Genomic DNA, 22,099 nt, shown 5'->3' on the forward strand with positions numbered 1-22,099 from the left:
TTCATGCTTCGTCCATGGCGCGCAAAGTCGGCGTCTTCATGGCGCAGCGGCCCATGGCTGGCTAGGGGCCGCGATCAAATTTGCCTGACCATAGGCGGGATATATGACACGGAAAGGCGGCTCGCCTCAGCGATCCAGAATATCCGCCTCGGTGGGAACGAGAATTTCACGCTTGCCGGCATGGTTGGCCGGGCCGATCACGCCCTCCTGCTCCATGCGCTCTATCAGCGACGCGGCGCGATTGTAGCCGATGCCAAGGCGGCGCTGAATGTAGGAGGTAGAAGCCTTGCCGTCGCGCAGAACGATTGCAACCGCCTGGTCGTAGGGATCTTCCGAATCGGCAAGATTGGAAGTGCCCGCCGGGCCATGGCCATCTTCATCCTCGCCGTCATCTTCGGTGATCGCATCGAGATATTGCGGCGCGCCCTGCGTCTTCAGATAGGCGACGATATCCTCCACCTCGCCATCGGAGACGAAGGGGCCGTGCACGCGCTGAATGCGCCCGCCGCCGGCCATGTAGAGCATGTCGCCCATGCCAAGGAGCTGTTCCGCGCCCTGTTCGCCGAGGATGGTGCGGCTGTCGATCTTCGACGTTACCTGGAAGGAGATGCGCGTCGGGAAGTTCGCTTTGATCGTGCCGGTGATGACGTCGACCGACGGACGCTGCGTTGCCATGATGACATGGATGCCGGCGGCACGCGCCATCTGCGCCAGACGCTGTACCGCACCTTCGATATCCTTGCCAGCGACCATCATCAGGTCGGCCATTTCGTCGATGATAACGACGATATAGGGCATCGGCTTCAGATCGAATTCTTCCGTCTCGTAGATCGCCTCGCCGGTATGGCGGTCGAAACCGGTCTGCACCGTCCGGCTGATGGCTTCGCCCTTGGCGACTGCCTGCTCGACGCGCGTATTGAAACCGTCGATGTTGCGCACGCCGATCTTCGACATCTTCTTGTAGCGCTCTTCCATCTCGCGGACGGTCCATTTGAGCGCGACGACGGCCTTCTTGGGATCGGTGACGACGGGCGACAGCAGGTGCGGAATGCCGTCATAGACGGAGAGTTCCAGCATCTTCGGATCGATCATGATCAGGCGGCACTGTTCCGGCGTCATCCGATAGAGCAACGACAGAATCATCGTGTTGATGGCGACGGATTTGCCCGAGCCGGTGGTGCCGGCGACGAGCAGATGCGGCATCTTGGCGAGATCGGCGATGACGGGCTCGCCGCCGATCGTCTTGCCGAGCGACATCGCGAGCTTGGCCTTGGACGTCTCGAAGTCGCGGCTGGCAATGAGTTCGCGCAGATAGACCGTTTCGCGCGTCGAATTCGGCAGTTCGATACCGATGGCGTTGCGGCCGGGAACAACCGCGACACGCGCGGCGATGGCGCTCATCGAGCGGGCGATATCGTCGGCAAGGCCGATGACGCGGGAAGACTTGATGCCGGGCGCCGGCTCCAGCTCGTAGAGCGTGACCACCGGACCGGGACGGACATGGATAATCTCGCCCTTGACGCCGAAATCCTCCAGCACGCCTTCAAGCATGCGGGCATTCTGCTCGAGCGCATCGGCAGAAAGCGTCGCATCCCGGGTAACGGCCTTCGGCTCGGCAAGCAGATGCACGGCGGGAAGCTGGAAGCCATAGGGGCGGATGAAGGACGTCTGCGCCTCGCGCTCCGCCCGCGCACCCGGTTTCGGGCGGGCTGCAGCAGGAATCACGCGCTGACCGGCCGCAGCCTTCGGCGAGGCTGGACGCAACGGCCATTCGTCGTCTTCATCGTCGGGCAGAATGCCGGCCGGACGCGGCGGGTCGCGGTCGTAGGACGAATCCTCGTCCTCATCCTCGTCGTCGCCGAGACTGATCGATGGGGCAGACACGACGCGACGCGCAGCCGAGCCTTCGAGCGACGGCTCGACACGCGCCATCGGCACCTTGGCGCGCGCGGGCTCGTTCAGCGTACCGAATTCGTCATCATTGAAATCGTAAGGAGCATCGAAGGCATGGTCGCGGCGCTTGCGCGGGCCCATGCCGAACAGGCGGCGAAGGCGAGCCTGGGTGTTGTACCAGGCATGCATGACCGCACCGAAGGCCATGAAGTTGCTCAGGAAACTGCCGCGGTCGTCATCCTCGTCCTCATCACCGACACGGCGCGCACGGCTGCGCGTTTCCTCGTAATCGTCTTCATCCTCCTCATCCTCAACGGGGCCTTCCCCGATCACGCCTGCGCCAAAGAGCATGAGCCAGCCCGCGGGAACGGCGAGGACGCAGCCGATCACAATGGCGACAACGCCGCTCGGATAAGTGCCTATGAAAAGGGCGGGAAAGCGCAGCAGGATGTCACCGATCACGCCGCCGATACCGTTCGGGATCGGCCAGGTGGGCGGCGCGGGGAAGCAGGCCATGGAACCGGCCGCGACGATGCAGCCACCGAGCCACGCGCCAAGGCGCGACGGCACGCGATTGAGCTTGCGGTTGGAAATCATCGCGAAAGCCCAGGCGGCAACGGGCAGCATCGCAACAAGGGAGGCAAGGCCAAGGGCCTGCATCAGGATATCGGCGAATGCGGCGCCTGGAAAACCGAGCAGGTTGGTCGGAGCATTGGCCGTGGCGTAGGAATAGCTGGGATCCATGACGTTCCAGGTCGCCAGCGCAGCGACCGCCAGCGCCAACAGAAACAGCAGCGCAAAGCCCGCCAGACCCCTGATCTGACGCCAAACGACACTCGATAGCGACAAGCGGTCGGGGCGACCGCTCAACGCCGCCGAATTGCTTCTGCCCATGGTATTCAGCCCCGTTCCTTATCGAAAGCGCAGGCGAATCGGTCGATGCCCACTCGCCGGCAGGTTAGCTCTACCTAATCAGAGGAGGGTTAATGGCATGTTAACCATGCGCGCCAGCCTGGCGAATCGCCGGCCTTGGCGCGCAAATGGCGCTGCACATACAAAAAGGGCCCGAACCGGGGTTCGGGCCAAAAGCAACCCGTTTGCGATGAAACAGGCTGCGACGGGATGTTCAGCGATGCCGGGTACTTTGCCCCGGCATCGCAAGCTCGGATCAGGAATTGTGGTAGGCGGCTTCGCCGTGCGAGGCGAGGTCGAGGCCTTCGCGCTCGGCTTCCGGAGCGACACGCAGGCCGATGATGACATCGACGACCTTGTAGAGGATCGCCGAGCCGATGCCGCACCACAGGATGGTGGTGATGACGGCGGTCAGCTGCACCGTGACCTGGCTGCCCATGGTGACGCCATCGGCGTAGCCGACGCCGCCGAGCGAGGCGCTGGCGAAGATGCCGGTTGCGATGGCTCCGAAGATACCGCCGATGCAGTGTACGCCGAAGACGTCGGCCGTATCGTCATAGCCGAACTTGTTCTTCACGACAGAGACGAAGAAGTAGCACAGCGGCGAGACGATGAGGCCCATGATGATCGCGCCCATCGGACCGGCGATACCGGCAGCCGGCGTGATGGCGACGAGACCGGCAACCATGCCCGAAGCGCCGCCGAGCATGGAGGCCTTGCCGCGGGTGAAGGTTTCGACCAGCGACCAGGAGATGATGGCGGCTGCGGTTGCGATGAAGGTGTTTACGGTGGCGAGCATCGCACCGCCGGAAGCCTCAAGGTTCGAGCCGGCATTGAAGCCGAACCAGCCGACCCAGAGCATGGAGGCGCCGACCATGGTCAGTGTCATGGAATGCGGGGCCATCATGTCCTTGCCGAAGCCGACGCGCTTGCCGACGAGCAGGGCGCCGACGATGCCGGCAATACCGGCATTGATGTGAACGACGGTGCCGCCTGCGAAGTCGAGGGCGCCCATCTTGAACAGCATGCCGTTGGAATCCCAGACCATATGGGCGATCGGGAAGTAGACGAAGGTCGCCCACAGCGCGCAGAAGAGCACGGCTGCGCCGAATTTGATGCGTTCGGCAAAAGCGCCGATGATCAGGGCCGGCGTAATGGCGGCGAAAGTCATCTGGAACAGCATGAAGATGAATTCAGGAATGACGACGCCCTTGGAGAAAGTCGGCGCCGTGGTCGAGGTCGAGACGCTCGAGAGGAACATCTTCGCCGTGCCGCCCCAATAGGGGCTGGTGCCGCCGCCGAAGGCGAAGGAATAGCCATAGATGACCCAGAGGAGCATCACGACCGCGCCGATCATGGTGCACTGCATCAGGACGGAAAGCATGTTCTTCGAGCGCACGAGGCCGCCATAGAACAGCGCAAGACCCGGCACGAGCATGAACAGCACGAGGATGGTGGAGATGAACATGAAGGCGGTGTCGCCCTTGTCCGGCACCGGCGCTGCAGCAGTGGCGGCGGCGGCCGCCGCCGGAGCGGCTTCCTGTGCGAAGGCGATAGCCGGCGCAAGCAGGGCCGCAGAAAGCATACCCACCCGTGTCAGGGCGGAGGAAAGCTTGGAAATTGACATGCAAATAACTCCCTGATCAGCCGTGTCTTACAGAGCTTCAGAATCGGTTTCGCCGGTACGGATGCGCACGGCATGGTCAATCGAATAGACAAAGATCTTGCCGTCGCCGATCTGGCCGGTCTTGGCGGCCGATGCGATGGCCTCGACGGCCTTGTCGACGATCTCGGTTGCGACCGCGACCTCGATCTTCAGCTTCGGCAGGAAGCTGACGGCATACTCGGTGCCGCGATAGATCTCGGTGTGCCCCTTTTGGCGCCCGTAGCCTTTCACTTCGGTCACAGTCAGGCCCTGAATACCGACAGCAGTGAGTGCCTCGCGGACCTCATCGAGCTTGAACGGCTTGATAATGGCCATCACAATTTTCATCTGGTTTCCCATCCTTTGTTTAGCCTCGGCATGGAGCCGACTCTCCTTGCCGCCGACGAATGTTTCAGCAGCGACTGGGCATACACATTCAAAGGACGTGCCAGATTCGTGACACATTTATAACGCGTTGAAATATAAAAGATTTATTGACAATACCCAATAAAGCGGCATTTCTCGCCGCGAGAATGGCACAAAAAAAGTGCAAATTTATAATTTTGCCATTTATTTAATCATTTGCCTTTTTACGAATCAGGCCCTCCTGCGCCACTGACGCAATCAGGACACCGGATCTCGTAAACAGGCTGCCGCGCGTAAAGCCGCGCGCGCCGGAAGCGCTGGGGCTTTCCTGGCTATAGAGCAGCCAGTCATCGAGCCGGAATGGGCGATGAAACCACATGGCGTGGTCGAGGCTCGCCACCTGGATGCGCGGATCGAGGACCGACGTACCGTGGGCGTTCAGGGCAACGTCCAACAGGGTCATATCTGAGAGATAGGCGAGCACGGCATTTTGATAGAGCCGGTCATCCGGCATGGGGCCGGTGAGCCGAATCCAGATATTCTGCAGCCTGCTCGGCTGAGAGCGGGAAAAGTAGCTGTCGATAGAGACCGGCCGGATTTCGATCGCTCGCCTGCCCGCCCAGTAGCGGCGCACATTCTCGGGCGCGTGCACGAGATAGCGTGCCTTGATCTGCTCCTCATCCATCAGCTCCTCAGGCATCGGCACCTGCGGCATCTCCTCCTGATGCTCGAAGCCGGGCTCGTCGATCTGGAACGAGGCCGTCAGCGCAAAAATCGCCTTGCCGTGCTGGATTGCCAGCACGCGCCGCGTGTTGAAGCTGGATCCATCGCGAAGCCGATCCACCTGATAGAGGATCGGAACGGAGGGATCGCCCGGCAGCATGAAATAGGCATGCAGCGAATGCACGAAGCGATCGCCCTCGACCGTGCGCTGCGCCGCCATCAGCGCCTGGCCGATGACCTGCCCGCCGAACACACGCTGCCAGCCCACCTGCGGGCTGTTGCCGCGAAACAGGTTCATCTCGATCGTTTCCAGATCAAGCGTCGCCAGCACGGTTTCCATGGGGGTGGGCTTTTCCGTCTCTCGCGACATTTTGCTTGAACTCCGATGGTAGGAACCGTGAACAGGATGTTCTATATAAAGCAGGAAGTAACAGTAAGACACAGGGAAGCGCTATGTTGGACATGCTGGTAGTGGGTGGCGGATATGTGGGCCTTGCCGCCGCGGTCGCCGTCAAGCAAGCGGCTCCCCATCTCGACGTCATGGTCGTGGAGGCGGCTCCCGAAAGCGCCTGGAAGAAGGATATGCGGGCATCGGCGGTCATCGCCGCAGCTTCCAAGATGCTGGATGTGCTTGATGTCTGGGACGAGATCGCGCCGGAGGCCGAGCCGATCACCCGCATGATCGTCACCGATTCGCGCACCAGCGATCCCGTGCGCCCGGTCTTCCTCACCTTTGACGGCGAGGTGGCCGAGGGCCAGCCTTTTGCCCATATGGTGCCGAATCTTGCCATGGTCGGCGCGTTGCGCGGCGCCTGCGAGCGCCTGGGCGTCACCATCCGCCACGGCCTCAGCGCCACCGGCTTCGTGACCGACGATGCCAAGACCACACTGACGCTTTCGGACGGCAGCACGCTGGAAGCGCGGCTGCTGGTCGCTTGCGACGGCGTGCGTTCGAAGCTGCGCGACATGGCCGGCATCAAGACCGTCAACTGGGACTACGGCCAGTCCGGCATCGTCGTCACCGTCGAGCATGAGCGGCCGCATGGCGGCTGCGCCGAAGAACATTTCCTGCCCTCCGGCCCCTTCGCCATCTTGCCGCTGAAGAACAACCGCTCTTCGCTGGTCTGGACGGAGCGCACATTCGACGCCGAGCGACTGGTCGCCTCGGACGACCTCGTCTTTGAGGAAGAACTGGAGCGCCGTTTCGGCCACAAGCTCGGCACTTTGCACGCCGTCGGCGAGCGGCGCGCCTTCCCGCTCGGCCTCACGCTCGCCCGCGCCTTCGTCGCGCCGCGTTTTGCGCTGGCAGGCGATGCCGCACACGGCATCCACCCCATCTCCGGCCAGGGCCTCAATCTCGGCTTCAAGGATGTGGCGGCGCTCGCCGAAACCATCGTGGAAGCCGATCGCCTCGGCCTCGACATCGGCTCGATCAATATCCTCGAGCGCTACCAGACCTGGCGGCGTTTCGATACCTTCCGCATGGGGGTGACGACCGACGTGCTGAACCGGCTGTTCTCCAACGATATCTCGCCCTTGCGCATCGCCCGCGATTTCGGCCTCGGCATCGTCGACCGCCTGCCGAGCCTCAAATCCTTCTTCATCGGCCAGGCCGCGGGTACGACCGCTCGGGATAATCCGCGGCTCCTCGCGGGTGAGGCGATTTGAACGGACGGCAGCGGGAGCGAGTGTACCTGACCTCGGGCTCAGGTTCAGTCAGGCCGATTGCCTGAAATATCGCGCCGGCGTTGTACCGAAATGTGCGCGGAACAATTCGATAAAGGCGCTGACCGTTTCGTAACCAAGGTCGAAGGCGACCGTGGTTACGGAATTGCCGGCGGCCAACATTTCCAGAGATCGCAGCAGCAGGGCGCGCTGGCGCCAGGTGCTGAATGTAAGGCCCGTCTCCAGCACGAACCGCCGGCTCAGCGTACGCGGCGCGATGCCTGCCCAGGCAGCCCAATCTTCCATGCGCTGCCGCTCGGCCGGATCATCCGCGATAGCGCGCGCAATTCTTTGCAGCCGAGGATCGGCAGGCATCGGCAGATCAAGGGCTTCCCCCGGTATCGCAGCGATTTCGTCCAGAATGACGCCCGCGATCCGTTCCTGCGCTTGGGATAGCGGCCCCTCCCGCCAACTCGCAGCTCGAGCCACCGCCTCATCCAGCAGACCTGAAAGGCGGATCACGCGCGGGGTCTTCGGCAGGGCAGCGCAGGCGGTCTCGGCCACATAGACGCTCCAGCCGTGGAAAGCGCCGTGTGATGTGAAATCGTGCTCGATATGCGGCGGAAGCCATACTGCGTTGATGGGCGGGATGAGCCAGCGACCGTGATCCGTGCCGATCGTGACCAAGCCCTGCATGGTACCGAGCAATTGGCCTCGCGCATGGCTATGTCGCTCCGTGCGCCGCATTTCAGCCTGCCGGCGGCGGCTGGCCAGGATTACCGGTTCTGCCGCCGAATCGAGGCGGAGAGGATCGACAAGGAAATCATGCATGGCCTCAAAGCCCTATTGAATGGCATGGATACGTTAGCAAGGCAAAGACGGGCGAGCTAGGTGAAAGGTGTTCCCAACCTGAGAAACACGACGGAGATACCGATGGCGACCGAAACTGCCATGACACAGGGCGAAGTTCATGAACTGCTCGACCGCATGTTTGCCGCATTCACCGATCCGGCCACCAAGCCGGAGCAATTCGCCGAGCTGCTGACACCCGACTACATCCAGCGTGTCGACGGAAAGCAGCTCGATTACGAGGGCTTCCTCCGCCACAGCCAAGCGCTTCAGGCCGGTCTTGCCTCAAGTAGCGTCAGCTTCGAGCATGTGGTGACCGACGGCGTTTCCGCGGCAACGGTTCATGTCGCCGAAGCCGTGAAGATCACCGGCGAGCGTATTCGTCTCAAGGTGATCGCCTACTATCAGTTCCGCGGAAATCGCATCAGCCTGGTGGACGAACTGACCCACCTGATCGAGGGGGCGGCGCATGACCGGGATCTGGGTTCGCGAATGCCGGATTGAAGCGCTTGGCCGGGCGAAATCACGGCGGCGCCGCGCTCAAGAGACTCGATAGCCTTCAATGCCCGGATCCTGAAAAAGAGTCTCAGTCTTCGATGCGGCGCGCTTCCGAAATCAGCATGATCGGGATGCCGTCGCGGATCGGATAGGCAAGGCGGGCCTTTTCCGAAATCAGCTCGTTCTTTTCCCGATCGTAGCTCAGCCGCCCTTTGGTGAGCGGGCAGACGAGCAGATCGAGCAGTTTCGGATCCACTTTGCTGACCGTGACATCCATGGGCAAACTCCTATTGCAGGACCGAGCCGGTGTCGCCGGAGCCGGCCAGCACGATCTTGATGATGGCGATGAAGGTTTCCGCCCTCGTCTTCAGATCATGAGCCTCGAGAAGCGCCTGCTTCTCGGCGGGATCGAAGGGCGCCATCATCGACAGCGAATTGACCAGCATCATATTGTCGGCGCGCTCAACGCTCTCCCAATCCGCCTCCAACTTGTTGGCCTCCAGATAGGCCCTGAAGGCCGAAAGCAGTGCGGGCCGATCGACGGTGCCCTCCTCATGGTGCGACTTGAGGTCGGAGATGAAGGGCGTGATGCGGAAAATGCGATAGGGCTGATGAGCGGTCACTTCCTCCATCAGCCGGATGCGGCAAATGCCCGTCAGCGCGATGATATAACGCCCGTCACCGGTTTCGGACATGGAGGTGATACGGCCGAGGCAGCCGACACGCGACAGATTTGGCGAATCAGCCGGCTCTCCAAGCGCGGGCTGCACCATCGCGATCAGGCGGTTGCCGGCAATGGCGGCATCGATCATGGCGAGGTAGCGCGGTTCGAAGATATTGAGCGGCAGTTGCGCGCCGGGCAATAGCAAGGCGCCCGACAAGGGAAAGACGACCACAGTTTCGGGCAGATCGCCCGGCTTCAGGTATCTGGCATTACCCACTTGCATGTTTTCCATCCCGCTAGATCGCTGCGCCTCGCCGCCACGGGCGCGCAGGAACGACACACCGTCGCGGCCGTTGCCCATCTTATGCCGCGCAACCGACAATGTGGGCTCGTCTGCCAAAAACACAAGAGTATTTTGCTTCAGAGCGTCGATGCGCCCCTTCGCTTTTGTGATCGCCCGCCTTTCGGCGAGCGATCCCGGACGATGCCGGGCGCTGCGCTTGCTCGCTCAGGAAAACAGGATCGAGGAAAGCTTGCGCCGCGCCGCGATCGTGGCGGGATCCTTCGGACCCCATACTTCGAAAAATTCCAGCAGCTGGCGGCGCGCGCCATCATCGTCGTAGCTGCGATCCTTGCGCATGACAGTCAGAAGATGATCGGCCGCCTCTTCCCGCTTGCCTTCGACATTGCGGATCTTGGCGAGCTTGATGCGCTGCTCGTGATTGTCGGGATTGGCGGCCAGCTCCTGCTCGATCGCCACGGGATCGCCGAGCTTGCGGGCTTCATCGATCTGATCGAGCTTCTTGACCACGGCCTGAATGCCGGCATCGTTGGCAAGTGTCTCCGGCAGGTCGGCAAGCGCTTCGCGGGCGCGCTGGCTCTGGCCGGCGGCAATCATGCATTCCGCCATGCCGGCAAGCGCCTTGGCGTTTTCCGGGTCGGCCTGCAGCACCGCGCCGAAGAGCTCGGCGGCACCATTGACGTCGCCGGCTGCCAAGAGGCCGCTCGCCTCTTCCAGAACGGCGGCAATCTCCGCTGCCTGGTCGTCTGTGCCGCCTGCGGGACCGCCGAGGCGATCGATGAACTGACGAACCTGGCTTTCCGGAACCGCGCCCATGAAGCCGTCGGCCGGACGGCCGTTGACGAAGGCGATGACGGCCGGGATCGACTGGATGCCCAGCTGGCCGGCAATGGACGGATGGTCGTCGATATTCATCTTGACCAGCTTGACGCGGCCCTGGGCCTCGGTGACGACCTTTTCCAGAACCGGCGTCAGCTGCTTGCACGGACCGCACCAGGGTGCCCAGAAATCGACCAGCACCGGCTGCTTGCGCGATTCCTCGATCACATCCTTGGCAAAATTGGCGGTCGTCGTGTCCTTGATCGGCGAAGCGCCGGATGCGGCAGGTGCTGCGCCAAACGATGCCGAGGCCGACATCTGCCCACCAAAGGAAGCGTTATAGGGATTGTTCGGACCGCTCATGAGTGTCTCCCGCCTGCCGGCATCCGTGATCTTTTGAAGAGCATGTCTTCCAAACGAACCGAACAGGTCCGGATGGCAACACGCCCAATGAAGTCGTCAAAGCGATCGGACAATCCGAAGACGCCCCGTTCGCGATAATCTCAGCGCTAAAATCGTACCTTAGCCCGTGACTTTCAAGACTAGCGGCGCATGACCCGTCGCCTCCATGAAGCGCACGAGGTCGGCGCTGGCAATCGACGTCGTCGCATCGTTCGACAGAGGATGACAGTTGACGATGTCATGCGCCATCAGTTCGGCATCGAGGATGAAGGTAACGTTCCGGCCGGTATCGTTGATCGCGCCGAATGCAGTGACCGAGCCTGGGATGACGCCGAGATATTCCATCAGCTTTTCCGGCTTGCCGAAGGAGACCTTGCTCGCCGCACCGATCAGCGTATGTACCGTCTTCAGATCGACGCTCGCGTTTTCCTCGACGGTCAGCAGGAAGAAGTTGTCCTTCTTGTCCTTCACGAACAGGTTTTTCGTGTGGCCGCCGGGAATCTCGTCGCGCAGCGACACCGATTCGGCGACGGTGAAGACCGGCGCATGATCCTTGGTGCTATGGCTGATGCCAAGCCCATCAAGGAATCGGAAAAGATCGTCGCGTGTTTTCGGGCTGGTCTCTGTCATGGGATCTCGCAGTGCAAATAGTTCGCCCCTGATACGTCGCCCACAATTTCATTGCAATCTTTCAGACGCCAAAGGCCGACGTTTCAGGGCTTTTCGAAGGGCCGGACAAAAAACTCGAAATTTTTCTTGGCGAACTCGTCATTTCCCTGTTGCATTTGAAAAGTGGTTAGGCCATATACCGCCCGTCGCCGCAAGACGACGCCCAGCGGTCCAACACACTACCCCGGATCGCGACGGGAATGAGCGGGTGTAGCTCAGGGGTAGAGCACAACCTTGCCAAGGTTGGGGTCGAGGGTTCGAATCCCTTCGCCCGCTCCAGTTTTCCTCTTGTCCAGCCCGGAGACATAGGTAACAAAACGTACCTAAGACATGGGTGACAATCTCGAGCCGAACGGATTGTCGATGGTTTGCAAGGTTCTCTGTTCCAAGTCGATATATCCCAGATCATAATGCATGAAGCTGACGAGCCAAATGCCGTCGTCGACTTCCGTGATTCCGAGTTTCTGGCCGGCCATTACGGTCGATATGTTGATCTTCTTGCGGTAGATGCAGATGCGGCCGCAATTGGTCACCAGCGCCTCTCGATCATGGAAGGGGTAGTTGATCTCCGGCAGGCCTTGATAGGGGCGCGAGGAAGTGACGTAGAGATCTGCGGGCACCTTCATGTTGAGCGCCTCGTGCGGCCGCTGCTGATTGAATTCGCTGACGAAAGCGTCGAAGCGAGCCTGCTGCTGGAGAGTGTTTTTGCCAGACGGCTTGGTCGCCTCCTTCTTCAGCGTGAGGTGCATGCGCTCATGCCGGCCGTTTTCTTGTGGACGGCCCGGCCTGATGCGCTCCAGCGTGATGCCGAGTCTGAGCCACCACACCGACAGCCTCGAGAGATTGTAGAGCCCGTTTGGGCTGGCAAAGGGCAAGCCATTGTCGCTGCGGATCGCGAGCGGCAGGCCACGCTCGGCAAACAGCCGGCGGAACGCCTCGAAGACGCCCACCTCTTTTGTCGATTCGAAGGCTTCGCAAGCAAGCAGAAAGCGCGAGGCCTGGTCGGTGACCGTCAGGGGGTAACAGTACTGTCCGTCGCCGAGCTTGAACTCGCCCTTGAAGTCGGCGCACCACAGATCGTTCGGCATCGGTGCTTGTGACAACGCCGTTCCCTCGGCTCGATGTCGGTGTCGTTTGCGCGCATGGGCGACCAGTCCATGGCGGTCGAGAATGGCATGCACCGTGCTTTTGGCGGGGATGCGCACATCGCCGGCAAGCCGCTTCACCAACAGCTCGCGGATCTTGCGCGCACCCCAATGCGGCTTGTCTTTCTTGAGCCGCACGATCATCGCCTCGACCGGCACGGGCAACTGATTGGCGTAGCGAACCGGGCGGCGCGACCGATCCGTCAGCGCCTCCAGGCCGTCGTCCTTATAGCGATTGAAGATCTTGTAGCCGGTCTTGCGCGAAATGCCGAACTCCCGGCACACATCGCTCATGCCTTCGCCCTCAAGCAGCCGGGCGACAAATCGTAGACGTTCCTCCATCACCGAAGCCTCTCTCCACGGCATCAACACCTCCCGCCAAAAAGCCAGAAGTGTTACCCATGTCTCCGGTACAAAATGTCACCTATCTCTCAGGTCGGGCACTCAGAAATGAGCTTTCGATGGATAGGTCGGCAACGGCCTTCATCTTTTTCGCAGCAGGCTGCAGCCGTGGTGCTGTGTGGATGCCGCTTGTCGCGGCACTCAGCCATGACCGGCATGTCACGAATCGGAGCGGTCGATTGCTGGATCATTTTCGCTTTTCTTCGAATCGCGAAAATGCTCTATCTTCTTGCTTGTTTACGCATTCCGGACGGAAAACCGCTGCGCACTTTTCCTGGAAATGCTCTACGGAAATTCTCCGGGTCTCAAATCAGTCCCAATTGACGTCCAGGGCTGCATATCAACCTGACGAACGGAACGCGGTATTGCGCGCATGAGAAAAAAGACGCCCCTGCTGCTTGCGATTCTGTCGTTTTTGCCCGTGCCGGCGCTCGCTCATCCGCATATCTTCATCGACGCCAAGTTCGAGGTCGCGGCAGCGCCCGACGGCTCGATCGGCGAATTGCGCAATGTCTGGAGCTTCGACGAGGTGTTTTCCTCGTCGGTTCTCATGGATTTCGGCAAGGCCGGCAACCAGGCGCTCACCGCGAGCGAACTGAAGGCGGTCGGCAAGACGGTCAGGGATTCGCTTGCACAGTACGGCTATTATACGAACGTCACCATCGACGGCAAAGCGGTGCCGATGGCCAAGCCGGATGACGTCAAGGCCGATTACAAGAACGGCTCGCTGACCCTATCCTTTTCGCTGAAGCCCGAGCAGAAGACCTTCCTCAAGGGCACCACGATTTTCGGAATTTACGACAAGACGCTCTACACCGCGGTCGATTTCGCCACCGACAACGACATGACCATCTCGGGAGCGGCTCTGAGCCGCTGCAAGCGCAAGGTGATCAGGCCCAACCCCAAGGAAGTCATGGCGGAAAACCAGGCGGCGCTGACCAGCATGTTCTTCAGCGATCCGAAGGGCACGGACTATTCGCTGCTGGTGGCAACGCGGCTGGAAGTCCAGTGCTGATCTCGCGACGTCGTGAACCGGCGCTCTGACGCCTCTTTCACTCCGGCGGCGGGGAATCGACCCGCGCCGGCCCATCGACGCCTCGTGACAGCGATATGAAGCGCCGGGCAACGATCCAGCAGCCGAGCGCCCAGGTCGCTCCGGCGCACCAGCCGCCGAGCACGTCGGTCGGATAATGCACGCCGAGATAGACGCGGCTCATGCCGATCAACAGCGTCAGCAGAATACCGGTCGCGACGACGAAGATGCGCGTCGACCGATAGCGGCGGGTGCCGGAAATCAGGACCGCGAGCGTCAGATAGGTGACCGCCGACACCATCGCATGGCCGCTTGGAAAACTCAGATCGTTCACGTCGACCAGATGCGGCACGATATCCGGCCTCGGCCGCGCGACGCTGAGCTTCAGCAGAGAGCTGAGCGCCCATCCGCCGAGCACCGAGGCAAGCACGAAAATGGCGATCGCGCGCCGACGGTCCAGCAGCAGGTAGACCGTTACCAGCGCCGTCATCATCGCAAGCACGGTGGTCCCGCCGAGGCTTGTGATGTCCTTGACGGCATGGGTGAGCCACGCAGGCCCTATCGGAACGGACAGATCGCTCGGCTGGCGAAGCGCCAGCAATATGGCGTCGTCGAATCTCTTGGTGCTTCCTTCCAGAACCTCGCCCGTCAGATAGACGAACAGGAAAATTCCACCCGAAAGAGCAGCAAACATAAAGAGCAACAACGGCTCGTAGCGGCTGAGCCGTGCCATGATGCCCGCGTTGCCAGATCCTTGATCCTTCATGCCTTCGCCCGTTTGTCTAGAGCATTTCCGTTCTAAGCGGAGTCACGAGATTGCCCTGTCTTCTTGTTCTCACGCAATTCCAGCAAAACTGCTTCGCACTTTTGCTGGAATTGCTCCAGGTCGCCACTTCCGCGACCGGAAAGGGATCTGTCGTCGCCCGGAGTTCCGTCCGAAATGAGGACAACCGCTATCTAGTGATAAAAACAGCGCAATCCAACCGCAAAGAACGCACAATCAGCCTGTGCACGATGCGAGGTTTTCAGGTTCATGAAATGTTATGCCCCTATTCTCGTCGACACCCTTTGCGAACATGGACGGCGGCAGAGGTTCCATTCGTCCGGGACGGAGAGCATCTCGATTGCCAGCAAGTGAACACGCCATCGTCCCGCGCCGTCGCCGAGACCCGGAAGAAGCGTCCCCGCGGCTGCGGCCTGTGCAGCCCGACGGAGGTGACCGCCGATCTTCCGCAAACCGCGCAAAGCGTTCCGGCCGTCGGCCGCATGCACGAACCGCATTTGAAATTTTCGCTATTTTCGGAACCTTGGGCTGTGATAAGACTGCCGTGAGGGCGACCAGGGATCGGATATTGTCATAGTGTTAAGTGTTGGGACATCATTCGCCGCCCGGTTGATGGCAGCGGCTGGAACGGGCCTGCTGGTAACATCCGCACTCATGGCGTTTCCCGCGTCATCCATGGCGCAGGGCTCCGAAAAAACCTCCTCCGATACGTCCAAGACCTCCGACACCTGGGTCGTGACGCTCGGCGCCACCGTGGAGTATGGCCCGACTTACGAAGGATCGAAGCATTACAGCTTCGGCGTCTTGCCCGCCTTCGACTTCCATCGCCTTGGCGAAGCCCCGGAATACAGCGCGCCGGACGACAATTTCGACTATGGCCTCTTCGATCTCGGCGGCCTCGAAATCGGGCCTGTGGTCGGCTTCAGGGATGATCGCCTGGACCTGGATAATCTGCGCCTGCAGAGCCAGCGCCGCGTGCATTGGAACCTCGATGCCGGCGGCTTCGCACAATATTGGCTGAAGGACAATCAGCTCCGGTTCCGCACGGAAATACGTCAGTCGCTCTGGGGCGGCGACGGCCTTGTGGCGGACCTTGCGCTCGATTGGTTCCAGCCGGTCGGAGACAGGTGGCTGCTATCGGCCGGACCGCGCCTGTCGCTGGCAAACACCACCTATATGCGCAGCAACTTCGGCGTCTCGCCGAATAGCCAGGCGGTAAGAAGCGGCCGCATCAGCGCTTTCGAGGCCGACGGCGGCTTTAAATCCGTCGGCGTCACCGTGGCCGCCACCTATTCGATCTCGCCCGAATGGAGCGTGCAGGTCTACGGGAAGTATAACCGCCTGATAGGCGCTGCCGCCGATAGCCCTGTCACCTCGCGGTTCGGCTCACCCAACCAGAACATTATCGGTTTTACGCTCAACCGAACCTTCAACATTAATTTTTGAGCCGTTGCGCGCCTCGTGATCGGCGATGTAGTTCCGCGTCAGCGGAATGATATCGTTGCGCTTGGCGATCTGGATCTGGAAGACGACGAGATCCTCGTAGCGAAACGCCGCTTCCGCCGTCGAAAGGTAATATTCCCACATGCGGCAGAAGCGCTCGTCATAGAGCTGCGCGACCTGGTCCCAGCGCGCCATGAAGCGCTCCCGCCAGTTTTCGAGCGTCTTCGCATAATGCAGCCGCAATACCTCGACATCGGTGATCGCAAGCCCCGCCGCCTCGATTTCAGGCACGATTTCCGAGAGGGCCGGAATATAGCCGCCGGGGAAGATGTATTTGTCGAGCCACGGCGTCGTGAAGCCGGGCGTCGCAGAGCAGCCGATGGTGTGAAGCACCATGATGCCGTCATCCTCGAGCAGCTCGGCGCATTTGCGGAAGAAGGTGCGATAGGATGCCAGGCCGACATGTTCGAACATGCCGACCGAGACGATCCTGTCGAACCGGCCGGTCAGGCTGCGATAATCCCTGAGCGCGAATTGCACCTCCGCCGGCGTTCCCCCGGCCTTTTCGGCGACGCGCTTCGTGGCATATTCATGCTGCTCCTCGGAGAGCGTGACGCCGAGGACATAACCGCCGGGCGCGTGCTCGGCCATATGCAGCGCCAGCCCGCCCCAGCCGCAGCCGATGTCGAGAATGCTGTTGTCGGGCTCGATCAGAAGCTTGCCGGCAAGGTGCCGTTTCTTGGCGATCTGCGCGTCTTCCAAAGACTGGTCGGCATGCTCGAAATAGGCGCAGGAATATTGCCGGTCCGGATCGAGGAAGAGTTCATAGAGCCGGCCATCGAGATCGTAATGGTGGGCGACATTGGCCTTCGAGCGACCCGGCATGTTGCGGTGACGGAAAATCCGCAGCTTGGTTCTCACACCGTCGATGATGCGCGCGATCAGCGGGTGGGTGCTGTTCTGCGCCTCCCGCAGCATCATCGCCACGAAATCATAAAGCGTGCCACGCTCGACGATGAAACGGCCATCCATGTAGAGTTCGCCGAGCAGCTTGTCGGCATCGATCAGAAGCGCCCATTCGGCCCTGTTATCGCTAAAGCGGACGTGAACAGGCTCGCCAGTGCCGTCGCCGAATGTCAGGACGCGGCCGCTTGCCGTCGTCACGGTCAGCGCCCCACGCGTGACGATGGACGACAGCGCGCGCTTCACGCACCAGTCCACCAGGCTGGAGAAAGCAGCAGGAGATGCGCCCTTGGGGCGATTTTCAGCTTGTAAGTTAGGCATTATCTATCCTTGCCGGTACCCGTGCGCAGTTCTTTGCGCTGCCCCACGTCCAAATCGCGGCGATCCCCCGCCTCGGCCCTGGTCTCAGTCTTGGTCTCGGTTTCGACCTTGGCCCCATTCTCGACTTTAGTTCCTGTCTCGACATTGGCGCCGGCGATGAGCCAGACGCCTGTCAGGATCAGTCCGCTGCCGATGATCTGCAGCGCGACCACCCGCTCGTCGAAGATGAACCAGCCTGTCGCGATGATCAGCACGTAGCTGATGCCCGAAAGCGGAAAGGCGCGGCTGAGATCGAGTTCGGCCAGCACGTTCATCCAGATGAAGAAGGTGACGATCTCGACGGCGATGGCGGCCAATATCCAATAGGACGAGAGCGCCTGCCAGAGCCAGGCCTCCGGGCTTTCGCTATGCATTTGCTCTGCGCCGAGCTTGATGAAAAACTGGAACAGCGTGTTCAGCACCGGCACGGCGAGCCAGGAAAGGCGCATCGGCATCACGCTTCCCCCTCGTCTGTCGAGAACAGCGGCGACACCAGCCTGAGCAGCCCCTGAAGTACGGGGTTGCGATGACGGAAAAACATCGCATTGGCGGTCAGTTTGCTGCCGAGGCGCACCTTGTTTTCATAATAGGCCTGACCGCTCTGATAACGGCGGATCCCGTGATCCAGGCAATAGCGCAGATTGGTGAACCAGCTGAGGAAGTAAAGATTGTAGGGCCGCCCCTTTTCACCGTCCATGCAGAAGAATTTGTCGATGGCGACACGGTCGTCATGCACGATCAGATTGGCGGCGAGCAGCGTGTCTCCGACGAAATAGAAGGCGCAGTAGGAACGTCCTTCCATACGGGTGAGAACGCCCTGGAAATACTCAGGGGTCAGTTCCTCGAATTGCCAGTCGCTGCGGTTACGCGTGTCATGATAGAGCGCCATCACCTGCGGCAGGAATTCGCCGAAATCGGTCCTGATCTCGACCCTGACCTGCTCGAACGACTTCAGCTTGCGGCGCATGTCCTTGCGGGTGCCGGAGGAGAGCTTGGCGAGGTATTCGTCGATCGTCTTGAAATCGACGTCGAGCCAGGCTGTCGGCAGGCCGCCGATGGAGGCATAGCCGCGCGCGGAAAGCGCCGCGCCGAACTCCGCCGAGGTCGGTTCGGGAATGTCCTTCAGCCCGACCAGCGCGCAGCGCTGGGTCGCGGCATACTGTTCGAAGAACGACAGAAGCTCTGTAAACAGCGCGCTGCGGCGTTCCACCGGAACGTCCGGGTGGAAGCCGATGGCGCCGGTCTCGGTGCAGGGCGACCCGAGGCAGGCAAGGCGCAGCTTCAGGAAATTCGGGAAGACGCGCTGTACGCGGCGTACGGACTGGCGCAGAAAGCCCTCCTCCAGCGTCGTATCAAGCGCATAAAGGCACAGGAAGGCCGGCATGGCGGCACTGACGCGCCCATCCTCGACGACGGTGACATAGCGCCATTCGAAACCTGCGATCCCCGCTTCCTCGATGGCAAGCAGGCAATCATAGTCTTCGACCTGGCCCTGAGAACACCCATTCCAGGCATCGCGGCCGATCGCGCGGATGCTGGAATGAACTTCCGTCACCGGATTGCCGGCTGGCTTGGGCACGAGTTTAAGCAGCGGCTGCGACATGACGCGCCTCGAAGAAATCCGCGGTAAAATCGGCCACCTGACGGTGCTGCCGGTCGACATGGATCATATGATAACTGTCCTTGATCCATTTCAGCTCATGCGGGCTGCCGATATGCTCTGAAATGTAGCGTGCGTGTTTCGGGCTGGCGAGATCATCGTCCTCGGCATGCAGGATCAGCGTCGGGGTCTGCATCCTCGGCAGGACGCCTTTCAGCGCCTTGCCGAGCCGATGCATCTCGACGAGGCCCTTGCCGGGGAATTTCTCCAGAACGCCTTCGCTTGCCATGCCCTCGATCAGGCGGCGCATCCGCTCGTCCTTGATGCCGAGCGAGTTCGTCTCGCTGAAACTCAGGCGATCGAGAAAGGGAACGCGCGACAGCCAGCCGATCTGCGAGGAAAGCAGCGGGTAATAGAAGGGAACGTCCCAGCCGTCATATTTGAAGCAAGGCGAATAGATGGCTGCTGCGCCGATCGTGCCGGGCTGCTGCTCGGCGGCCAGCATCGCCAGCTTGCCGCCAACGCAAATGCCGGCGGCGAAGACCTCTTGGGTCCTCGTCGCCAGCAGAGCCGATGCCTCAACGACGCTCTCGAGCCAATCCTGCCAGCGGGTGCGGCGCAGCGTTTTCACGTCGACGCCATGACCAGCCAGCAGCGGCGCATAAATGCTATATCCCCTGCGATTGAGATGACGGGCAACCAGCTTCATTTCAGCCGGTGCACCCGTCAGCCCATGCACGAGAAGTATGCCTTTTCCATTTGAGCCCTCCATGAAGAAGCTCAAGTCATCAGCTTTCATGAGAGAGCTCCGCCTGCCGGTTCTCCTTGGCCATGAAGCCAAGGGCATGGCAGGTGCTGATGACATGCGTTCCGGCCTTTTCCTGCTCTTCCTTGATCTGATCGTGAAGGGCAGGCAGCTTCGTCCAGTGCGTGCGCGGGCGATAGTGATGCTCGGCATGGTAGCCGTTGCCGAACCAGAGCCAGTTGTAGAACGGCTTGTGGCTGGAAACGCCCCATGCGATCGGCTCGTCCGGATCGCCGTTCAGATGCTCGTAATAGCCGTTGAGCGACGACAGGCAATTGCCGAGATAATAGAAGGGTACGAAGAACAGCACGGCCTTCCAGTCATAAAGAAGCGCAAGCGCTGCAAGCCCCAGGAAGAAGAAGAGCTCGAACCGGCCCCAGGCCGCATCGAACGGACGGTTGCGCGCGATGGCTTTGTGGACATCGCCGATGCTGTCGCGGAAGAAGCTCAGGAACGTATAGGACCACACATTCTCCGGCTTGCCGTCGTGACCATGACGATAGATCGACAGCAGATCGATAGTATCGCCCTTTTCGTCCGGCCGGTCGCTGTTGCCGGAGTGATGGCGCATGTGCACCCAGTGGTAATAGGTCTGCGAGAAGCCGATCGCAACCGACTCCAGCAAGCTGAAGCCGTAGTTCATCCAGCGCGGCTTGAAATAGGGCGTATGGATGAAATTATGCGATATGCTGTTGATGTTCCAGGAAATCGATACGGCGTAAAGGCTGCCGAGAACGACCGAAACCCACAGCGGGCGGCTTTCGAAACCGACGATCAGATAGACGTCGAAAACGAGATGGGCGACGGCGGCCAGAACCGGCGCCACATCCCATCTGCTATGCGCAAAGATTTTCATAATCCGGTAACTCCTACGCAAGCCACGCCGGCAGTGACGAAAAACACGCCCGTCGCGTGACGCAGGTTAATGTGTTCTTTGAAGATGACGGCGCCGGCGAACACGATGACGACGTAGCTCAGTGCCATGAGAGGAAAGGCGATGGTGAGAGGAACGCTCTCAAGAACGGCAGTCCAGCCAAATAGCTCAACCGCCCAGAAGATGATACCCAGCCAGGTCACGGGCTTGCCCATCGCCGCAACCAGCGTATGCGCGCTCGCGGATTGCTTGAAGCAAACCTCGCGAGCCGTTTCCGCCAGCACGCAGAAGAGTATGAGCCCAAGCATGGGAAGGGTCAGGCTGCCGGTCATTCCATATACTCCGCCAGAACTTCCAGCAGCGCGTGATTGGCCGCACTGTTGATGTTTCTGGTCTTTTCGGGCCCCTGCCGGACGCGAGGCTGATCGATAAAAATCTCAGCTCGCTTCATGAACCGTGTCCGCAGGCCGCCAGCATAACTCGGAACAGAATAATCGCCTATGACATCGGCGCCTATGATGCGGTGGCGGCTGCCGATTTCGCTGATCAGAGCCAAAAGATAGGGCAGCCGCATGCGGCCCTGATCCCAGTTCGTCACGGCGTCATCCGCGGCCAGAACGTCCTTGTCGATCGTCACATATACGGCTTCGGTGCGAATGCGGCTGAGCATCCGGTCGATGAAGTTCTCTTCGCCGATCTCCGAGATCGACTTCCAGTGCAGGGCTCCCTTTTCCTGCCGGTAGCTGGCGCCATTGCCGTAATCGGCAAGAACACGGCTCGGCGGGTGCTCATAGGGGTAAAGTTCCAGCTTGCCTTCGCCGAGCCAGTGCAGGTTCGCACCCTTGCGCTCGGGGCTGCGAAGATCATGGCTGCAGACGCCGATCGTGATGACCTTCTGGATGTTGGAATTGCCAAGCGCGCTATTGACCCAGGAGCCGCAATGCATGCCGCCGTCGAAGTTGACCCAATCCGGATGGTTGTCGAAATGGATCAGCGTCGCGGGTCCGGGCTGCCGCTCGAGCGCACCATCGAGAAGCAGCGCTGTAATATGATGAAAGTCGCCGGACCCCATGAAGCAGAGTTGCGAGTCCTTGCCGGTTGCAGGCGTATTCTTGACGATTTCGCGGCCGAGATCGGCAAGGGCGCTCTGCTTGCCCCAAAGCCGGACCTCCCGCCCCGCGTCCTTGTCGAAATACTGGTGCGCGCCTGCAAATTCGCAGGCGCGCACGAAGTCCGGCTGCAACTCCAATGCGTCATCGAGATGAAGAAGCAGGAGTTGCACCG

General features: G+C 60.8%; 22 protein-coding genes and 1 tRNA gene. 5 read left to right on the plus strand and 18 right to left on the minus strand.

Features of this window, described 5'->3' with window-relative positions; translation table 11 throughout:
• Positions 1-126: 126 nt before the first annotated feature.
• From RHSP_RS26255 to tesB, 4 genes are all read right to left on the minus strand, one after another.
• The gene (locus RHSP_RS26255) at positions 127-2,787 is read right to left on the minus strand and encodes an FtsK/SpoIIIE family DNA translocase (RefSeq protein ID WP_004125738.1); all 2,661 of its coding nucleotides are present in this window, start codon (positions 2,785-2,787) and stop codon (positions 127-129) included.
• 274 nt (positions 2,788-3,061) lie between these two features.
• The gene (locus tag RHSP_RS26260; protein ID WP_037154703.1) at positions 3,062-4,432 is read right to left on the minus strand and encodes an ammonium transporter; all 1,371 of its coding nucleotides are present in this window, start codon (positions 4,430-4,432) and stop codon (positions 3,062-3,064) included.
• 27 nt (positions 4,433-4,459) lie between these two features.
• Complete coding sequence (locus RHSP_RS26265) at positions 4,460-4,810, minus strand: P-II family nitrogen regulator (RefSeq protein ID WP_037154706.1); 351 nt, start codon at positions 4,808-4,810, stop codon at positions 4,460-4,462.
• 214 nt (positions 4,811-5,024) lie between these two features.
• Positions 5,025-5,909: an acyl-CoA thioesterase II gene (tesB, locus tag RHSP_RS26270; protein ID WP_037154709.1), complete on the minus strand. Its 885-nt coding sequence runs from the start codon at positions 5,907-5,909 to the stop codon at positions 5,025-5,027.
• Between the two features lie 83 nt (positions 5,910-5,992).
• Between tesB and RHSP_RS26275 the strand changes: the two genes are divergently transcribed.
• Positions 5,993-7,207 carry a ubiquinone biosynthesis hydroxylase gene (locus RHSP_RS26275; protein WP_004125750.1) on the plus strand — a complete coding sequence of 405 codons (1,215 nt, stop codon included), beginning with the start codon at positions 5,993-5,995 and terminating at the stop codon, positions 7,205-7,207.
• Positions 7,208-7,255: 48 nt separating this feature from the next.
• On the opposite strand, the gene RHSP_RS26280 is transcribed toward RHSP_RS26275, so the two are convergent.
• Positions 7,256-8,035 carry an AraC family transcriptional regulator gene (locus tag RHSP_RS26280; protein ID WP_004125753.1) on the minus strand — a complete coding sequence of 260 codons (780 nt, stop codon included), beginning with the start codon at positions 8,033-8,035 and terminating at the stop codon, positions 7,256-7,258.
• Positions 8,036-8,137: 102 nt separating this feature from the next.
• Here RHSP_RS26280 and RHSP_RS26285 point away from each other — a divergent pair, with 102 nt between their 5' ends.
• Positions 8,138-8,557 (plus strand): nuclear transport factor 2 family protein, encoded by a 420-nt coding sequence (locus RHSP_RS26285; protein ID WP_004125756.1) that lies wholly within the window; start codon positions 8,138-8,140, stop codon positions 8,555-8,557.
• Positions 8,558-8,639: 82 nt separating this feature from the next.
• On the opposite strand, the gene RHSP_RS26290 is transcribed toward RHSP_RS26285, so the two are convergent.
• The 4 genes from RHSP_RS26290 to RHSP_RS26305 all read right to left on the minus strand — a co-directional run bounded on the left by RHSP_RS26290 (position 8,640) and on the right by RHSP_RS26305 (position 11,367).
• The gene (locus RHSP_RS26290) at positions 8,640-8,828 is read right to left on the minus strand and encodes a Trm112 family protein (RefSeq protein ID WP_037154712.1); all 189 of its coding nucleotides are present in this window, start codon (positions 8,826-8,828) and stop codon (positions 8,640-8,642) included.
• A 10-nt stretch (positions 8,829-8,838) separates the two neighbouring features.
• A complete protein-coding gene (locus RHSP_RS26295) occupies positions 8,839-9,498 on the minus strand; it encodes an LON peptidase substrate-binding domain-containing protein (RefSeq protein ID WP_037154735.1) in 660 nt (219 codons plus the stop codon).
• Between the two features lie 225 nt (positions 9,499-9,723).
• A complete protein-coding gene (gene trxA, locus RHSP_RS26300; protein ID WP_004125760.1) occupies positions 9,724-10,698 on the minus strand; it encodes a thioredoxin in 975 nt (324 codons plus the stop codon).
• Positions 10,699-10,857: 159 nt separating this feature from the next.
• Entirely contained in the window at positions 10,858-11,367 is a 510-nt protein-coding gene (locus tag RHSP_RS26305) for a prolyl-tRNA synthetase associated domain-containing protein (RefSeq protein ID WP_004125762.1), read from the minus strand.
• A gap of 243 nt (positions 11,368-11,610) precedes the next feature.
• Between RHSP_RS26305 and RHSP_RS26310 the strand changes: the two genes are divergently transcribed.
• Positions 11,611-11,685: transfer RNA gene (locus RHSP_RS26310), tRNA-Gly, on the plus strand.
• 44 nt (positions 11,686-11,729) lie between these two features.
• On the opposite strand, the gene RHSP_RS26315 is transcribed toward RHSP_RS26310, so the two are convergent.
• The gene (locus tag RHSP_RS26315) at positions 11,730-12,917 is read right to left on the minus strand and encodes an IS481 family transposase (protein WP_004125765.1); all 1,188 of its coding nucleotides are present in this window, start codon (positions 12,915-12,917) and stop codon (positions 11,730-11,732) included.
• A gap of 409 nt (positions 12,918-13,326) precedes the next feature.
• Here RHSP_RS26315 and RHSP_RS26320 point away from each other — a divergent pair, with 409 nt between their 5' ends.
• Positions 13,327-13,968, plus strand: coding sequence for a DUF1007 family protein (locus RHSP_RS26320; RefSeq protein WP_004125767.1), 642 nt, complete (start codon positions 13,327-13,329; stop codon positions 13,966-13,968).
• A gap of 37 nt (positions 13,969-14,005) precedes the next feature.
• On the opposite strand, the gene RHSP_RS26325 is transcribed toward RHSP_RS26320, so the two are convergent.
• Entirely contained in the window at positions 14,006-14,752 is a 747-nt protein-coding gene (locus RHSP_RS26325; protein WP_004125770.1) for a phosphatase PAP2 family protein, read from the minus strand.
• 594 nt (positions 14,753-15,346) lie between these two features.
• Here RHSP_RS26325 and RHSP_RS26335 point away from each other — a divergent pair.
• Positions 15,347-16,216 (plus strand): MipA/OmpV family protein, encoded by an 870-nt coding sequence (locus tag RHSP_RS26335; RefSeq protein ID WP_037154719.1) that lies wholly within the window; start codon positions 15,347-15,349, stop codon positions 16,214-16,216.
• Here the strand turns inward: RHSP_RS26335 and RHSP_RS26340 are convergent.
• The 7 genes from RHSP_RS26340 to RHSP_RS26370 are packed head-to-tail and all read right to left on the minus strand — an operon-like array spanning position 16,157 to position 22,097.
• A complete protein-coding gene (locus RHSP_RS26340; protein ID WP_037154722.1) occupies positions 16,157-17,497 on the minus strand; it encodes an SAM-dependent methyltransferase in 1,341 nt (446 codons plus the stop codon). The genes RHSP_RS26335 and RHSP_RS26340 overlap by 60 nt on opposite strands.
• Positions 17,497-17,991: an EamA family transporter gene (locus RHSP_RS26345; RefSeq protein ID WP_004125780.1), complete on the minus strand. Its 495-nt coding sequence runs from the start codon at positions 17,989-17,991 to the stop codon at positions 17,497-17,499. Before RHSP_RS26345 ends, RHSP_RS26340 begins: the two co-directional genes overlap by 1 nt.
• A complete protein-coding gene (locus RHSP_RS26350) occupies positions 17,991-19,139 on the minus strand; it encodes a GNAT family N-acetyltransferase (RefSeq protein ID WP_004125782.1) in 1,149 nt (382 codons plus the stop codon). Before RHSP_RS26350 ends, RHSP_RS26345 begins: the two co-directional genes overlap by 1 nt.
• A complete protein-coding gene (locus RHSP_RS26355) occupies positions 19,120-19,935 on the minus strand; it encodes an alpha/beta hydrolase (protein WP_004125784.1) in 816 nt (271 codons plus the stop codon). Before RHSP_RS26355 ends, RHSP_RS26350 begins: the two co-directional genes overlap by 20 nt.
• Positions 19,925-20,797 carry a fatty acid desaturase family protein gene (locus tag RHSP_RS26360; protein WP_004125786.1) on the minus strand — a complete coding sequence of 291 codons (873 nt, stop codon included), beginning with the start codon at positions 20,795-20,797 and terminating at the stop codon, positions 19,925-19,927. The genes RHSP_RS26355 and RHSP_RS26360 overlap by 11 nt, the downstream gene beginning before the upstream one ends.
• The gene (locus tag RHSP_RS26365) at positions 20,794-21,147 is read right to left on the minus strand and encodes a DMT family transporter (RefSeq protein ID WP_004125789.1); all 354 of its coding nucleotides are present in this window, start codon (positions 21,145-21,147) and stop codon (positions 20,794-20,796) included. The genes RHSP_RS26360 and RHSP_RS26365 overlap by 4 nt, the downstream gene beginning before the upstream one ends.
• Positions 21,144-22,097, minus strand: a complete 954-nt coding sequence (locus tag RHSP_RS26370) for an arginase family protein (RefSeq protein WP_004125792.1) — start codon at positions 22,095-22,097, stop codon at positions 21,144-21,146. Before RHSP_RS26370 ends, RHSP_RS26365 begins: the two co-directional genes overlap by 4 nt.
• Positions 22,098-22,099: the final 2 nt, after the last annotated feature.

Origin of the sequence: Rhizobium freirei PRF 81, from assembly GCF_000359745.1 — a bacterium.
GTDB classification, from domain to species: domain Bacteria; phylum Pseudomonadota; class Alphaproteobacteria; order Rhizobiales; family Rhizobiaceae; genus Rhizobium; species Rhizobium freirei.

Bases quoted from the DNA above. Each gene is read 5' to 3' on its own strand.
- RHSP_RS26255 (WP_004125738.1), bottom strand. From the start codon at position 2,787: ATGGGCAGAAGCAATTCGGCGGCGTTGAGCGGTCGCCCCGACCGCTTG.
- RHSP_RS26260 (WP_037154703.1), bottom strand. From the start codon at position 4,432: ATGTCAATTTCCAAGCTTTCCTCCGCCCTGACACGGGTGGGTATGCTT.
- RHSP_RS26265 (WP_037154706.1), bottom strand. From the start codon at position 4,810: ATGGGAAACCAGATGAAAATTGTGATGGCCATTATCAAGCCGTTCAAG.
- tesB (WP_037154709.1), bottom strand. From the start codon at position 5,909: ATGTCGCGAGAGACGGAAAAGCCCACCCCCATGGAAACCGTGCTGGCG.
- RHSP_RS26275 (WP_004125750.1), top strand. From the start codon at position 5,993: ATGTTGGACATGCTGGTAGTGGGTGGCGGATATGTGGGCCTTGCCGCC.
- RHSP_RS26280 (WP_004125753.1), bottom strand. From the start codon at position 8,035: ATGCATGATTTCCTTGTCGATCCTCTCCGCCTCGATTCGGCGGCAGAA.
- RHSP_RS26285 (WP_004125756.1), top strand. From the start codon at position 8,138: ATGGCGACCGAAACTGCCATGACACAGGGCGAAGTTCATGAACTGCTC.
- RHSP_RS26290 (WP_037154712.1), bottom strand. From the start codon at position 8,828: ATGGATGTCACGGTCAGCAAAGTGGATCCGAAACTGCTCGATCTGCTC.
- RHSP_RS26295 (WP_037154735.1), bottom strand. From the start codon at position 9,498: ATGCAAGTGGGTAATGCCAGATACCTGAAGCCGGGCGATCTGCCCGAA.
- trxA (WP_004125760.1), bottom strand. From the start codon at position 10,698: ATGAGCGGTCCGAACAATCCCTATAACGCTTCCTTTGGTGGGCAGATG.
- RHSP_RS26305 (WP_004125762.1), bottom strand. From the start codon at position 11,367: ATGACAGAGACCAGCCCGAAAACACGCGACGATCTTTTCCGATTCCTT.
- RHSP_RS26315 (WP_004125765.1), bottom strand. From the start codon at position 12,917: ATGCCGTGGAGAGAGGCTTCGGTGATGGAGGAACGTCTACGATTTGTC.
- RHSP_RS26320 (WP_004125767.1), top strand. From the start codon at position 13,327: ATGAGAAAAAAGACGCCCCTGCTGCTTGCGATTCTGTCGTTTTTGCCC.
- RHSP_RS26325 (WP_004125770.1), bottom strand. From the start codon at position 14,752: ATGAAGGATCAAGGATCTGGCAACGCGGGCATCATGGCACGGCTCAGC.
- RHSP_RS26340 (WP_037154722.1), bottom strand. From the start codon at position 17,497: ATGCCTAACTTACAAGCTGAAAATCGCCCCAAGGGCGCATCTCCTGCT.
- RHSP_RS26345 (WP_004125780.1), bottom strand. From the start codon at position 17,991: ATGCCGATGCGCCTTTCCTGGCTCGCCGTGCCGGTGCTGAACACGCTG.
- RHSP_RS26350 (WP_004125782.1), bottom strand. From the start codon at position 19,139: ATGTCGCAGCCGCTGCTTAAACTCGTGCCCAAGCCAGCCGGCAATCCG.
- RHSP_RS26355 (WP_004125784.1), bottom strand. From the start codon at position 19,935: ATGAAAGCTGATGACTTGAGCTTCTTCATGGAGGGCTCAAATGGAAAA.
- RHSP_RS26360 (WP_004125786.1), bottom strand. From the start codon at position 20,797: ATGAAAATCTTTGCGCATAGCAGATGGGATGTGGCGCCGGTTCTGGCC.
- RHSP_RS26365 (WP_004125789.1), bottom strand. From the start codon at position 21,147: ATGACCGGCAGCCTGACCCTTCCCATGCTTGGGCTCATACTCTTCTGC.